At 74.4% G+C, this 13,606-nt stretch carries 17 protein-coding genes; 3 read left to right on the top strand and 14 right to left on the bottom strand.

Annotated elements, in window-relative coordinates:
- Window positions 1-14: 14 nt before the first annotated feature.
- From ABD52_RS07275 to ABD52_RS07265, 3 genes are all read right to left on the bottom strand, one after another.
- On the bottom strand, window positions 15-620 hold the full coding sequence (locus ABD52_RS07275) for a YdeI family protein (RefSeq protein WP_013285911.1): 606 nt from the start codon (window positions 618-620) through the stop codon (window positions 15-17).
- Window positions 621-649: 29 nt separating this feature from the next.
- Window positions 650-1,060: a hypothetical protein gene (locus tag ABD52_RS07270; RefSeq protein ID WP_047891271.1), complete on the bottom strand. Its 411-nt coding sequence runs from the start codon at window positions 1,058-1,060 to the stop codon at window positions 650-652.
- Between the two features lie 162 nt (window positions 1,061-1,222).
- Entirely contained in the window at window positions 1,223-1,879 is a 657-nt protein-coding gene (locus tag ABD52_RS07265; protein ID WP_030269046.1) for an HAD family hydrolase, read from the bottom strand.
- Between the two features lie 62 nt (window positions 1,880-1,941).
- On the opposite strand from ABD52_RS07265, the gene ABD52_RS07260 reads away from it, so the two are divergent.
- Both ABD52_RS07260 and ABD52_RS07255 read left to right on the top strand, forming a co-directional pair.
- Window positions 1,942-2,523 carry a carboxymuconolactone decarboxylase family protein gene (locus ABD52_RS07260; protein ID WP_225319697.1) on the top strand — a complete coding sequence of 194 codons (582 nt, stop codon included), beginning with the start codon at window positions 1,942-1,944 and terminating at the stop codon, window positions 2,521-2,523.
- A gap of 233 nt (window positions 2,524-2,756) precedes the next feature.
- On the top strand, window positions 2,757-3,401 hold the full coding sequence (locus ABD52_RS07255; protein WP_013285915.1) for an alpha/beta fold hydrolase: 645 nt from the start codon (window positions 2,757-2,759) through the stop codon (window positions 3,399-3,401).
- 18 nt (window positions 3,402-3,419) lie between these two features.
- On the opposite strand, the gene ABD52_RS07250 is transcribed toward ABD52_RS07255, so the two are convergent.
- On the bottom strand, window positions 3,420-4,658 hold the full coding sequence (locus ABD52_RS07250) for an MFS transporter (protein WP_047891270.1): 1,239 nt from the start codon (window positions 4,656-4,658) through the stop codon (window positions 3,420-3,422).
- A 112-nt stretch (window positions 4,659-4,770) separates the two neighbouring features.
- Here ABD52_RS07250 and ABD52_RS07245 point away from each other — a divergent pair, with 112 nt between their 5' ends.
- Complete coding sequence (locus ABD52_RS07245; RefSeq protein ID WP_235437388.1) at window positions 4,771-5,697, top strand: LysR family transcriptional regulator; 927 nt, start codon at window positions 4,771-4,773, stop codon at window positions 5,695-5,697.
- Here ABD52_RS07245 and ABD52_RS07240 read toward each other — a convergent pair whose 3' ends face one another.
- The 10 genes from ABD52_RS07240 to ABD52_RS07195 form a co-directional block, all read right to left on the bottom strand.
- Complete coding sequence (locus ABD52_RS07240; protein WP_047891269.1) at window positions 5,698-6,465, bottom strand: trans-aconitate 2-methyltransferase; 768 nt, start codon at window positions 6,463-6,465, stop codon at window positions 5,698-5,700.
- Between the two features lie 32 nt (window positions 6,466-6,497).
- Window positions 6,498-7,268: a maleylpyruvate isomerase N-terminal domain-containing protein gene (locus ABD52_RS07235; RefSeq protein WP_047891268.1), complete on the bottom strand. Its 771-nt coding sequence runs from the start codon at window positions 7,266-7,268 to the stop codon at window positions 6,498-6,500.
- A complete protein-coding gene (locus ABD52_RS07230; RefSeq protein WP_235437387.1) occupies window positions 7,265-7,420 on the bottom strand; it encodes a hypothetical protein in 156 nt (51 codons plus the stop codon). Before ABD52_RS07230 ends, ABD52_RS07235 begins: the two co-directional genes overlap by 4 nt.
- A 34-nt stretch (window positions 7,421-7,454) precedes the next feature.
- Window positions 7,455-8,540, bottom strand: coding sequence for a winged helix DNA-binding domain-containing protein (locus tag ABD52_RS07225; RefSeq protein ID WP_047891295.1), 1,086 nt, complete (start codon window positions 8,538-8,540; stop codon window positions 7,455-7,457).
- Between the two features lie 155 nt (window positions 8,541-8,695).
- Entirely contained in the window at window positions 8,696-10,375 is a 1,680-nt protein-coding gene (locus tag ABD52_RS07220; RefSeq protein ID WP_013285923.1) for a long-chain-fatty-acid--CoA ligase, read from the bottom strand.
- 101 nt (window positions 10,376-10,476) lie between these two features.
- The gene (locus ABD52_RS07215) at window positions 10,477-10,656 is read right to left on the bottom strand and encodes a hypothetical protein (RefSeq protein WP_013285924.1); all 180 of its coding nucleotides are present in this window, start codon (window positions 10,654-10,656) and stop codon (window positions 10,477-10,479) included.
- A 72-nt stretch (window positions 10,657-10,728) separates the two neighbouring features.
- On the bottom strand, window positions 10,729-11,439 hold the full coding sequence (locus tag ABD52_RS07210) for a spermidine synthase (RefSeq protein ID WP_047891266.1): 711 nt from the start codon (window positions 11,437-11,439) through the stop codon (window positions 10,729-10,731).
- 82 nt (window positions 11,440-11,521) lie between these two features.
- Window positions 11,522-12,130: a bifunctional 2-polyprenyl-6-hydroxyphenol methylase/3-demethylubiquinol 3-O-methyltransferase UbiG gene (locus ABD52_RS07205; protein WP_013477081.1), complete on the bottom strand. Its 609-nt coding sequence runs from the start codon at window positions 12,128-12,130 to the stop codon at window positions 11,522-11,524.
- The gene (locus tag ABD52_RS07200; protein ID WP_047891265.1) at window positions 12,069-12,965 is read right to left on the bottom strand and encodes a sulfite exporter TauE/SafE family protein; all 897 of its coding nucleotides are present in this window, start codon (window positions 12,963-12,965) and stop codon (window positions 12,069-12,071) included. The genes ABD52_RS07205 and ABD52_RS07200 overlap by 62 nt, the downstream gene beginning before the upstream one ends.
- Window positions 12,962-13,546 carry a rhodanese-like domain-containing protein gene (locus ABD52_RS07195; protein ID WP_013477079.1) on the bottom strand — a complete coding sequence of 195 codons (585 nt, stop codon included), beginning with the start codon at window positions 13,544-13,546 and terminating at the stop codon, window positions 12,962-12,964. The genes ABD52_RS07200 and ABD52_RS07195 overlap by 4 nt, the downstream gene beginning before the upstream one ends.
- Window positions 13,547-13,606: the final 60 nt, after the last annotated feature.

Genomic DNA, 13,606 nt, shown 5'->3' with positions numbered 1-13,606 from the left:
GGGCGCCCGCGACGTCACGGCGTGGTCGAGGGCTTCGCCTTCTGCGGGTGGATCGTCTCGTGGCGGGCCAGCATGGCGACGAACTCGCGGATCTTCCGCTCCCGGGTCTCCGCGCGCTTGACCGCGTTGAGCCGGTGGATGAGCGTGAACCTGTTGGCACTGGTGAGAACGTCGAACATGGCCTGGGCAGCGGGCTCGGCCGCGATGGCGGCGAGCAGGTCGGCGGGCACCTCGGCCTCCGACGGCGGTGCGTAGGCCGCCGCCCACCGGCCGTCCGCCTTCGCGGCCTCCACCGCGGCCCGGCCCGCCGGCGTCATCCGGCCCTCCGACTCCAGCCGGGCCACGTGCGCGACGTTGCGTTGCGACCAGGAGCTGCGCGCCCGGCGCGGGGTGTACCGGATCCAGGAGCTCTCGTGGTCGCGCTTGCGGCCCTGCCCGTCGATCCAGCCGAAGCACAGCGCCTCGTCGACCGCCTGCTGCCAGGTCAGCGTGGTGATCGTGCCGCCCTTACGGCCCAGCGCGAGCCAGACACCGGGCGACGTGTCGTGGTTGGCGGACAGCCACGCGCGCAGCGCGTCCGCGTCGGGCACGATCAGCTCGTCCAGCTCGTCGCTCGCCATGGCCGGAAGGCTATGCCAGGGGTACGACGCTAAGGCCGGGCGCGCGGCTCAGCCGCCCGCCGGCCGCCGTCGGGCGACGGGTCGGCCGCCCGCCGAATCCGCCGTCCGGCCACCAGCATCGCCACGCCTGCGCCGGCGAGCCCCGCGCCGATCAGCCCGCCCACGATCCCCGCCGCCGGATCGCGCTCACGGAACGCGTACGTCACGGCCGAGGTCAGGATCGGCGCACCGAGGGCGATCGCCATCCACCCGCCGAGGATGTCCGCCTTGTCGGCGAAGGCGTTCGTGGTTATGAGGACGAGCAGAACCATGGCAGCGGCGACGCTGACGAGGAGCAGCGCCGCGAGGATCAGCGCGGGGTCGCGCGGGAGCAGCCCGGCGGCCGCGGCGAGCACGTAGATGATCGCCGCCGCGATGAGGTTCGCGAGGACGTTCGTCATCACGTTCGCGGCGAACCTGCGCAGGCCGCCGCGCCCGGTGTCGTCGTCGCTGATGGCGTCCCCCGATCGCCGTCGATGCCTTCGACGACGAGGCTAGGGCGACCGGGCGGCCCGGCACAACGCCCGGCGCCGGCCGGTGCGGTCACGACGTCCGCGACCGGCCTAGCCGCCCGCCGCGTTGTGCCGCGCGACCAGAGCCGGCAGCTCGTCCAGCGAGTCGATGCGGAACAGGCACCGTTCGGCGACGTCCGGCATGTCGAGGATGTGGCCCCACGGTCCGCGCCGGATCAGGCACGCGGTCATGCCGGCGGCCATCGCCGGGGCGGCGTCGTTGTCCGGCCGGTCGCCGACGTACAGGATCGCCGACGCGTCGCCGCCGCCCTCACGGACGACCCGGTCGAAGAACTCCGGCGCCGGTTTTGCCACGCCCCAGGCCGCCGACGTGCCGATCACGTCCACCGCCAGGTCCAGCGCCCGCAGCGTCGCCTCGGCGTGCTCCGGCTGGTTGCCGGCCAGGCCGACGCGCAATCCCTGCTCCCGCAGGGCGGCCAGGCACGCCCGCGCGTCCGGGTAGAGGTCGTCGGCGCCGAACGACTCCGGGTCGCCGGCCGCGACCCGGCGCGCGAGTTCGGCGGTGAGGTCGAAGTCCGGCCGGAACGCCCGGAACACCTCCTGGTAGTCCAGCCCGCGGGCGATCACCGCGCCGAAGACCGCGGAGAACGTGTGCCGGGGCACGCCGAGCCAGTCCGCCCAGGTCGCGAACTCGCGCGTCTCGTCGAGGATCGTCCCGCCCACGTCGAAGAAGACCGCCCGGATCATTCGCGGATCGTACTGTCGTTGATCAGCCTGTGGGGGGCGCCCGGGTGGCGCAGACTGCCCGCATGAATGCCGCCTTCCTTCCCGAACCGCCGCAGAGCCCGGCGGCGAAAGCCGCCTACGAGGACGACCTCGCCTCCGACGGCTACGTCAACAACCTCACCCGCGTCTGGTGCTGGCGACCCGACGTGCTGATGTCGTTCCAGAACACCCGCACCGAGCTGCTGTCCGAGTCCACGCTGTCCTCGCGTGAGGTGGCGGTGCTGGTCGCCGCCACGGCCGCCGCGCGGGGCGACTCGTACTGCTCGCTGGCCTGGGGCGCGCGGCTGGCCGGGATGAGCGACGAGGAGACAGCCGCCGCGGTGCTGAGCGGCGACGAGGCGGACCTGTCGGAGCGTGAGACGGCGCTCGCGGACTGGTCCCGCCGGGTCGTGACGGACCCGAACGCCACCACCGAGGCCGACACGCGACGCCTGCGCGAGGCCGGCCTGAGCGACCGGGAGATCTTCGAGGCGACCACGCTGATCGCGTTCCGGCTGGCCTTCTCCACAGTGAACGACGCGCTCGGCGCGCGGCCGGACGCGCAACTGGCGGAGAAGGCGCCACGGCTCGTCCGGGAGGCGGTCACGTTCGGCCGCCCGGTCTGAGCGAGCGGCCCTCGGCCCCGGGCCGCGCCTCGACCGGGCGGTCTCGGGGCACCGGCCCGCCCCGGCTCGCCGCCCGCTGCCTCTACCTCGACCGGATCGAGAACACGATCGGGCGGCGTCAGGTCGTCACCCGCATCGAGGCGTTCCGCGACGAGCTGCGGGCCGCCCGGGTGCCCCGGGCGTGTCCGCACTGACGGCCACTGCATGTCGTACCGGTGTGGGAGGGTCCGGGCATGACGACGTTCGTACTCATACACGGCGGCGGAGGCAGCGCGTGGGATTGGCATCTGGTGGTTCCCGAGCTGGCCGCCCGGGGCCACGATGCGGTGGTGCCGGAGCTGCCCATCGGTGACCGGTCGGCGCGGTTCGCCGACTTCCGCCGGACGGTGGTCGACGCCGTCGGCGGCCGCGACGACCTCGTGGTGGTCGGGCACTCGTACGGCGCGTTCACCGCACCGCTTGTCGCCGACCGGTTGCCGGTGCGGCTGCTGGTCCTGCTCACCCCGATGATCCCGCGGCCCGGTGAGAGGCCGGGGGAGTGGTGGGGCAACACCGGCTACCGCGAGCCGGAAGGGCTCAGCGAGGAGCAGCAGTTCTACAACGGCGTGCCGGCCGAGATCGTCGCCCGGGCGCCGGCGCACGGCCGGGAGCAGGTCAGCGCGGAGTGGGACGAGCCGTGGCCGCTGGCCACCTGGCCGGCCGTGCCGACGGCGGTGCTCATCGGCCGCGACGACCAGTTCTTCCCCGCCGACTTTCAACGCCGGGTGGCCGCCGACCGGCTCGGCGTGGTTCCGGACGAGATCGACGGCGGCCACGCGGTGGCGCTCAGTCACCCGGGTCTGCTCGCCGACCGGCTGACCGCCTACCTGGCGTCCTGACCGTCCGGGCCGCCGGTCCTACGAGACCGCAACGGCCGGGCGTGCGGGCTCCGGGTCGCGCGTGTGCCGGCGCGTCGGCAGCAGCAGCGGAGTGCCGAGCAGCAGCACCCCGGACACGGTGATCGCGGCGAGCGGGCCGACGACCGTGGCGAGGACGCCCCACACGGTCATCAGCGCGGCCTGGGTGAGCCGGCCGGTGACGCTCCACGCGGTCAGAACCTGTGCGGTGTGCGCCTGCGGGGTCCGGCGCAGGCGCTCGGTCGCGTAGATCGGGTTGAACACGCCCATGCACGTGATGAGCACCCACTCGACGGCGATCACCGTCAGCAGTCCGCTGATCCCCGGATGGGTGAACGCGAGACCGAGCGGGACGGTCGACCGCAGCCAGCCGGACACCGTCATCACCCGGTGCCGTCCGTACCGCCGCACCAGGCGCGGGCTCAGCCGCGCGCCGAGCACGCCGCCGAGCGCGGACACGCCGAAGACCAGCCCGTACTGCCACGCCGCCACCCGGTACCCACCCAGCAGGAGCACGGCGAGCAGCGGCGCGGTCGCCATGATCAGGCCACCGACCAGCACCGAGTTCAGGAACAACCGCCACAGCACCGGGTCGCGGCGCACGAACCGCCAGCCTGCGCCCAGGTCGGCGACGCGGGAGGCGCCCGCCGGGTCACGGGGCGCCACCGTGTCGCCGCTGCGGATCCGCCGTACCGCCAGCGCCGACAGCAGGTGGCTCACGGCGTCGGCGGTGATGGTGACGACCGGGCCGAGCAGCCCGACGAGCGCGCCCCCGAGCGGCGGCCCGGCCGCCGTCGCGGCCCAGTTCGCCGCCTCGAACCGTCCGTTCGCCGCCAGGAGCCGATCACCCCGGACCAGGCTCTTCAGGTACGCCCCGGACGCGGCGGTGAACGTGATGCCGGCCGTCCCGCAGACCACCGCGACGACGAGCAACTGGCCGTACGACAGCACCCCGAGCGCGTACGCGGCCGGCACGCTCGCCAGCGCCGCGAACCGGACCAGATCCGTCGCGATCATCACCGGCAGCTTCCGCCGGTAGGCCACCCACGGCCCGAGCGGGACCGCCAGCACCGCCGCCACTGCCAGCCCGGCCGCCTCCAGGAGCGACACCGCGAACGCCGACGAGTCCAGCACCCGCACCGCGATCAGCGGGAACGCGCCGAACGCCAGCCATGTGCCGTACGTGCTCACCGCGTACGCCGACCACAACAAGCCGAAATCCGAACCCAGCTTCCGCACGCCGCCCCCGTCACCGATGCCCCGCGCATCAGACCGGCCGCGCGGACGCCGGAGCAAACAACCGCCGCCCGGCGCGCCACAACCATCGGCTGGGCCCGCCTACTGTGGGCCGGTGGACAGCGAGGCGGTGCGGTCGTTCGTGCGGGCGGCCGAACTCGGCCAGTTCCGGCACGCCGCCGACGAGCTGGGCGTCACCCAGCAGGCCGTGTCGAAGCGGATCGCCGCGCTGGAGCGGGAGCTGGGGGTGCGCCTGTTCACCCGTACACCCCGGGGGGTCGAGCTGACACACGACGGCCGGGCGTTCCTCCCGCACGCCCGGGGCGTCGTCGCCGGCGCGGACCGCGCGGTCGCCGCGGTCCGGCCCGGCGCGCGGGCGCCGCGCATCGACGTGCTCGGCCTGCGCAGCGCGCAAGCCGTCCTGCTGCACGACTACTGGCGCGCCCACCCGGGCGTCGACCTCGACGTGGTGACGCTGCGGGTCGACGACCCCCGGCAGGTCGCCGCCGCGGTCCGGGCCGGCGAGATCGACGCCGCGTTCCGCACCGTCACCGACCCGGCCGCGCTGCCGCCCGAGGTACGGATGGTCCGCGCCTTCGACTCGCCGCTGCAACTGCTCGCCGGACCCCGGCACCCGCTCGCGTCCGCGCCCACGCTCACACCGTCCGAGCTGCGCGGACACCGGCTGCGGGTGCCGGGCATCGTGCCCGGCAGCGAGTGGGGCGAGTTCTACGAGCAACTCGCCGACGCCTTCGACCTGTGGGTGGACGCGACCGGGCCGAACTTCGGCACCGAGGTGCTCCTCGACGAGCTCGCGAATTCCGCGGACGTGGCGACGCTCGTCGGCGCCCGGGACCGCTACCTCTGGCCCGCCGGCCACGACCTGCGCCGCATCCCGATCACGGGTCCGGTGCTCGCGTACCCGATCAACCTCATGCTGCCCCGGACCGGCCCGCACCCGGGGCTGCGGCCGGTGATCCGTCACTTCGCGGGCCTGCCGCCGCTGCCCGGACCGGTCTGGCGGCCCGCCTGGCCCGGGTGATCAGGGCTGCGACGTCCGCCGCGCCAGGTGGACCGTGACGTCCGAGGTGACCTCGACCGTGCCGGGCAGCACGTCCCGGACCCGGCGGAACACCTGCTCACGTACCGGCGGCGGCAGTTCGAGATAGGCCGAGACGGTCGACAGGAGACCGACGTAGTCGTCGGCGCTCATCGTGATCCGCCGCGCGATCTCCGACTGGCGCACGTCGGTGAACCACTCGGACGCGCGCAGCTCGGTGCCGGGCCACTGCATGCCGGCCTCCGGTGGCGTCCCGTCCGGCGACGGGATCTCGTCGTCGGCGAGGAACTCGGACCGGGCCGCGGCCACCGCGTCGCGCAGCGCCGGGTCGGCCAGCCGCAACGGCCCGCCGAACGACGCGAACACCCCACCGGACGCGAGCAGCCCGGCGATCCGCTCCCACCGCCGGTCCGGGTCGGTCCAGTGCAGCGCCGCCGCCGCGTACACCAGGTCGTGGCGCTCGCCGGCGCGCAACTGCTCGAACGCGGCCTGCCGGACCCGCACCTCGGCCGGGACGTGTCGCCGCAGTTCGGCGAGCATCGCGGCGTCCGGGTCGGTGGCGGTGACCGCGACGCCGCGCCGGGCGAACAGCCGGGTCGCCTTGCCGGTCCCGGCGCCGATCTCCAGAGCGGTCCGGACGGGCCGGCCCGCGTACGCCAGCACCAGGTCGGCCAGTTCCTCCGGATAGCCGGGCCGGAACCGCTCGTACGCCTGCGCTGCCGCTCCGAAGCTCAACGCACGATCCGGCATACCGGGCATCCTCCCACGATCAGGCCGCCGTCCTACGCGTCCGGATCCCACGCCGCGATCCGGTCGAGCACGCGCCGGTCGCCCTCGACGGCGAGCGCGTCCAGCGGTATCCGGCCGTAGGAGGCCAGGACCAGGTCACCGGCGGTGGAACGGGCGGCGGTGTCGGCCGGCTCCGCCCCGGCTCCGGCGGGCAGACGGGTGACCCGTGCGCCCTCGGGAGAGAGCCGCGTGCGCCACGATCCGCCCTCGGTGACGTGGTAGTCGAGGACGGCGGGCTCGTACGGCCACGGCACAGTGGTCGCGCAGCAGGTGAACAGGAAGTCCTCCACGCCGTCGAGGGCCACCTCGACCGGCATCGGCTGCGGCGCGCCCACCGTGAGCTGGGCGTCGTAGGTGTGCACAGTGATCTCCTGGAGCTGGTGCCGGGCGACGGCGCCGCAGGTCTGCGGCGACTGCGACGTGTCCCACCACGTCCAGCAGCCACGATCGGGTCCGGCGTCGCGCAGCGCGACCAGCAACTGCTCGGTCGACTCGGCCAGCCAGTCCCGCAGCGCCGTACGCTCCCGGGGTGCGCCCGGACCGCCGGGCGCAGCCCGCCCGGACGCCCCGGGACCGGCGGCGACCGTGGCCGCCCACGAGCGGCGTGCCTCGCCGATGTGCCGGGCGAGGTCGAACAGCGTCCACTCGGGACAGGTCGGCACCGGCGCGTCGAGGTCCGGCGCGGCGGCGACCGTATCCCGGAACGCGGCCGACCGGTCGTCGATCAGCCGCAGCCGATCGGTAAACGTCAGGGGCTCGGTCACTCAGGCTGTCTACCAGTGCGCGCGGCGGCCCGACAGCGAGTTTCGGCGAGCACATGCGCGGCGACGGCGTCGGCCACCTGCGCGGGCGGGGCGGAGGCGTCGGTCACCTGCGCGGGCGGGGCGGAGGCGTCGATCAGGCGGGCGTCGGTCACCGACGCGAACGTGACGAGCGCCCGGGCGGCGTGGTCAGCCGGCGAAGTCGACGCCGGCCAGCGGCACACCCCGGTACGCGGCGAGGCGCTCGGCCTCCACGACGACCGCGTCGCGTGCGCTGCCCGGAAGCTTGCGCCACGGCTGAACCGCGACCGTGAAGGAGCGGCCGGACTTTCGCGGGCGCCAGGTGCCGGCCAGGTCGCCGTCGGCCAGCACGGCGCCGGGGCGGCCCAGCACCGGCCACAGCTCCTTCGCGCGGGCCGCGTCCGGCACCAGCGTCGCCCGGTCCTTCGCCTGGAGGAACAGGTCGAACGGGCCGAGCAGGCGGGTCGTCGTGGCGTCCGCCGACGCCAGCGCCGCCTCGTCGGCCGCGAGCAGCCAGCGCGTCTCGCCGTCGACGCTCACCTCGACCGCGTCGTGCGGCCAGCGGGCCTTGACCTCCTTGACCGGGGCGTCGAGGTAGTCGGCCACGTGCTTCGGGGTTGCCGGGCCGAGTAGCCGCAGGTAGGCGCGGACGAGGTCGAACCGGTCGCCGGGCGCGGCGGCCGGACGGAACCCGGGGATGCGTTCCAGGATCGGCGGTGACGTGTCGAGCCGCAGCTCCAACCCGGCCCGCACGGCGGCCAGCCGGAACGGCATCTCGTAGAGGTGGGTCGCGTTGCACGGCCGGCAGAACCGCAGGTAGGGCTCGGGCATCACGTCGGCGAGCCGCCCGGAGACCTCGCCCTTGACCGTCGGCTCACGGACGATCTTCCGCATCCGCGCGGCCACCTCGTCGAGCGCGGCGACGATGCCGATGCCGGCCGCCTTCAACGGCTTCGCCGCGTCGTAGATGCGCTTGCCCGCGTCGACGTCGGAGAACGGCTCGACCGCGGCGGCCACTGCGCCCACGTCGGTACGGCGGTAGAGGTGCGGGGCGCCGCGTACGGTCCAGAGCAGGACCAGGTCGTCGCCGGTCAGCGGGGCCACGCCGCGCGTGGCGAGTGCCCACCGGCCGCCGTCGGGACCGGTGTCCTGCACGCCGATGTCAAGCACGGCGGTGTCGGCGAGCGAGCCCTGCACTCGGTCGAGTTGTTGAGCCCGGACGCGGAAGTTCAGCACCTGACGCCTGTCGACCATCGACACAGCGTAGGCGGCGGCACCGACACGGCCGGCGCAGAGCGGCGCGTCAACCGCGGTGAGACCACTCGCCGGTGGAACGCCGTGGGTGTCTGGGGCCGCGTATGACACCCATGGCGTTCCACTCGTCGCCGGCCGGCGAGGGGGCCTGCGGGTCAGCGGCCGGCGAGCAGACGTTCGCGGACCTCGCGACGCAGGATCTTGCCGATCTGGGAGTACGGCAGCTCGTCGACGATCACGACCCGGCGCGGCACCTTGTACCCGGCCAGGTGGGTGCGGCACGAGGTCCGGATCGCCTCCGGGCTGCCGGCCACCGCCGGGTCGACCACCACCGCGGCCACGACCTCCTCGCCGTCGTCGGTGGGCATTCCCACGGCGGCGGCTTCCCGTACGCCGGGGACGCGGCGCAGCGCCTCCTCCACCTCGGACGGGTAGACGTTGAAGCCGCCCGTGATGATCAGCTCCTTGATCCGGTCCACCACCGTCACGAAGCCGTCGGCGTCCATGGTGACGATGTCGCCGGTACGCATCCAGCCGCCGGGCAGCAGCACCTTGGCGGTCTCCTCGGGCCGGTGCCAGTAGCCGGTGAACACCTGCGGGCCGCGGACCAGCAGCTCGCCGGCCTCGCCCGGCGCACGGTCGCGGCTCGGGTCCTCCGGGTCGACGATGCGCACGTCGGTGGAGGGGAACGGCACGCCCACGGTGCCGGGCCTTCGGGTCGGCGCGACCGGGTTGCCCACTGTGATCGGGGACGTCTCGGTCATCCCGTACCCCTCGACCAGCAGGCCGCCGGTCACCTGCTCCCACAGCTCCACGGTGGCCGGTGGCAGCGACATCGCGCCGGACAGCGCGTACCGGATGGAGGTGAGGTCGACGCCGCGCTCGCGGGCGACGCTGGCCAGTTTCGCGTAGACCGGCGGCACCGCGGGCAGGAACGTCGGCGGGCGGCGGCGGACCGCGTCGAGCACCTGGTCGGCGTCGAAGCGGGGGAACAGCACCAGTGTCGCCCCGATGCTGACGGCGAAGGTGAGGCAGAGCGTCAGCCCGTAGGCGTGGAACAGCGGCAGCACCGCGTACACCGTCTCCGCGCCGTCGCGCAGGCCCGGCACCCAGGCCCGCCCCTGCGCGGCGTTGGCGCGCAGGTTGCGGTGGGTCAGCACCGCGCCCTTGGGCTCGCCGGTGGTGCCGCCGGTGTACTGGAGCAGCGCCACGTCCCCGGCCTCCGGCGCGGGATGCCCGGCGGGCAGCGGCCCGGCGGCGGCGACCAGCTCCGACCAGGGCAGCGCGCCGGGCGCGGGGGCGGTCATCGCGGCCCGGGCGGCGCGGACCTTCGGCAGCGGCACCCGCAGCGCCCACCGCTTGAGCCGCGGCAGCGCCGCGGTCAGGTCGACCGACACCACGGTACGCACGGCGCCGCGTCCCGCCACCAGCGGCGCGACCTTGTCCCACACGATCGCGACGCCTGCGCCGTGGTCGGTGAGCTGCCGGTCCAGCTCGTCGGCGGTGTAGAGCGGGTTGTGCTCGACGACCACCGCGCCGAGGCGCAGCACGGCGTAGAACGCGACCACGTGCTGGGGGCAGTTCGGCAGCACCAGGGCCACCCGGTCGCCCGGGCCGACGCCGAGCCGGCGCAGCGCCTCGGCGGCGCGGGCGACCTGGTCGGCCAGCTCGGTGAACGTGGTGGTGGCGCCGTAGAAGTCGAGCGCGACCCGGGGGCCGAACCGTCCGGCCGCCTCGGTGAGCAGGTCGACGAGTGAGCCGTCCGGCTCGGCGATGTCAGCCGGCACCCCGGGTGCGTAGCTACGGGTCCAGGGTCGCTGGGCGGTCGCGTCCATCGCCGTTACTCCTCGTCGCGCGGATGACGCCCCCAGCCTAACTTAACCGCCCGGTAACCTACGCTTACGTAGGTTGCCGGGTCGGTCACACTCTCCGCAGGTCAGCGTCGGCGGGTCGAATGCTGGTGCACCACCTGCCGGCCCTTCACGATCCCGAAGATGATGACCGCGGCGAGCGCGATCACGCCGATGATGACGAGCCAGCGGACCGCCTCCAGCAGCAGCCCGAGCAGGATGAGCACACCGGCGACCACGCCGACCACCCAGAGCAACGCGCGCATGTCCCAGCCTCCCGTCGTACGGTGGGCCGTGCGCTTTCCCGCTGCTCGTGCGGCCATGCGCCGCCGGGTGGATCAGTGCCGGGCCACGTACACGGTGTTCGCCGCCTCCCGGCCCTGCAACGGGTTCGGGAACCGGACGACGTGCGCCACCGAGGTCGGGAACACCTCGGTCAGCGTGCGCTGGAACGCCGTGTCGGGCGGGTCGTTCGACCACAGCGCGAAGACGCCCTCCGGGTGCAGCAGCGCGGCCAGCCGGCGCAGCCCGTCGACCGTGTAGAACGGGGCGTGGCTGGGGTGCAGCACCTGGCGGGGGGAGTGGTCCACGTCCAGCAGCACCGCGTGGAAGCGGCGCCCGGGCTCGTCGGGGTCGAGGCCGCCGCCGGCGACCGCGGCGAAGAAGTCCGCCCGGACGAACCGGGTACGCGGATCGGTGGCCAGACCGGCGGCGAACGGCAGCAGGTCCCGGCGGTGCCAGTCGATCACGTCCTCGATCGCCTCGACCACCACCAGCGACCGCACCCGCGGATCCTCCAGCGCGGTACGCGCGGTGTAGCCGAGGCCGAGCCCGCCGACCACCACGTCCAGCGCGTCCCCGGTCAGCGGGGCCAGCCCGAGCCGCGCCAGTTCGATCTCCGCGACCGGGAAGGCGCTGGACATGAGGTACTCGTCGTCGAGCTTCACCTCGTACACGTCGGAGTCCAGTGCCGGGTCACGGCGCCGCCGCAGGCTGATCTCGCCGATCGGCGTCTCCCGCCAGGCCAGTTCCTCGAAACGCGCGCCCACCCGGTGTCCTCTCCGCCGATCCGTCCCCGGATGCTACCGGCCGGGGCTCGGCCCGGCCCGGCGAAACGGGGGCGGACGGCGGTCAGTCGGCGGGGCGGGTGGCCACCACGACGGTGTCCAGCGCGTCGACTGTGCCGCCGTCGGTGGCCGGGACCGGCCGGCGGGTCGTCTCGGCCCGCTGCACACGCAGCCCGGCCAGCCCGTCGACCACCGACTCCGGCGTGATCAGCACGTCCGGGTCCTGCGGGCCGCCGATGCCGCCGGAGAGGTTGGCCAGGTCGTGGCCCACCACGACGAGCGTGCCGCCGGGGCGCAGCGCGGACTTCGCCGCGGCCAGCACCCCGGCGAACTCCGGCGCGGGCAGGTGCAGGTAGCTGATCAGCACCAGGTCGTAGCTGTTCGGCACCGGCCGGTACGCGGTCACGTCCGCGACCCGCCAGTCGACGGTCACGCCCCGCGCGGCGGCCAGCTCCCGCCCCCGGTCGACGGCCACCGTGGAGAAGTCCACCGCGTTGACCCGCCAGCCCTGACCGGCCAGCCAGACCGCGTTGCGGCCCTCGCCGGCGGCGATGTCCAGCGCTGACCCGGGGGTCAGCCCGGTGACCGACTCGACCACGAAACGGTTGGGCTCAGCGCTCCACACCAGTCCGGGCGTGTCGGCGTACCGGCTGTCCCAGGCGCTGCTGTCCACTGTGTTCCCTCCTCCGGCGGCCCCACACCGCCATGGTGACCGTACCGGCCACGGCAAGCGCTCCCACGGCGAGTCCCCACACCGGCGGCAACTGCTGCGCGAGCACGAACACGCCCATCACCACGACGAACCAGCCGAACCCCCGGCGCAGCAGGTCGGCCGGGATCCGGCCGGCGAGCCGGCCACCGAGCAGGCTGCCGACGACGGCGGCGGCGGTGACCCCGGCGGCCAGACCCCAGTGGATCTGCACGCTGGACAGGTAGCCGGCCAGGCCGGCGAACGACTTCATCGCGATGACGACCAGCGAGGTGCCGACCGCGATCGGCATCGGCAACCCGCCCAGCAGGGCCAGGGCCGGCACGACCAGGAAGCCGCCGCCCGCGCCGACCAGGCCGGTGACCAGGCCGACGACCACGCCGTCCCCGACCACCCGCAGCATCGGCAGCTCGTGCGGCACCGGGCGGCCCTCGGCGGACCGGCGGCCGCGCAGCATCGCGACCGCGGTGGCGAGCATCATCAGAGCGAACCCGGTGAGCAGGACGCCGGCCGGGACGAACTCGGCCAGCCGGCCGCCCGCGTACGCGCCGGTCATGCCGGCCACGCCGAAGATGAGCCCGGTGCGCCAGCGGACCCGGTTCGCCCAGGCGTGCGGCAGTACGCCGACGGCGCTGGTCACGCCGACGACCAGCAGCGAGGTGGCGATCGCCTCCTTGGCGGGCAGATCGGCGACGTAGACCAGCAGCGGCACGGCGAGGATCGACCCGCCGCCGCCGAGCAGGCCCAGCGTCACACCGATCAGCACCGCGCCGGCCAGCGTCAGCGCGAGGGTGGTCACTTGCGGCTCCCGTCACGCAACTGCCCCACGATCGTGTCGAGGTCGCAGCTCGCGCCGCGGTTGTACGGCAGCTTGCTCAGCAGCATGCCCATGGCGCAGGTGTTGGTGAGCGCGGCGAACGTGAGGCCCCCGCCGATGAACGCGGCGACCCACTTCAGGCCGGGCACGAACACCGACCCGACGACGGCGGCGAGCACGATCGAGCCGGCGACGAGGCGTACCTGGCGCTCCAGGTCCCAGCGCGGGCGGCCCTGATTGACCGGCGCGTTGGTGGCCTGCCAGGCCAGCATGCCGCCGTCGAGCACCTTCACGTTGGGCAGGCCGACGGTGCCGAGCGCCTGACCGGCCTGGCCGGCCCGGACGCCGGAGCGGCAGATCAGCACCACGTCCTCGTCCAGGTGGCTGCGCAGCTCCGCGCGGTGCTCCCGGAGCAGGTCCAGCGGCACGTTGTACGCGCCGGGGATGTGCGCCGCCTCGAACTCACCGGGCGTGCGCACGTCGAGCATCCGGGGCGTACGGCCGGCGGCGATCAGCTCGCGCAGGGTCGCCGCGTCGATGGTGGTGGGGGTGGTCGTGGTCATGCTCTGTCTCCTTCACGGGGTGTTTTCGGGCAGGCTCGGGCGCCGGCCGGCGTAGGGACA

Origin of the sequence: Micromonospora sp. RV43, from assembly GCF_001029515.1 — a bacterium.
GTDB lineage: Bacteria > Actinomycetota > Actinomycetes > Mycobacteriales > Micromonosporaceae > Micromonospora > Micromonospora aurantiaca.
This window is presented reverse-complemented; position numbering and strand designations above follow the sequence as displayed.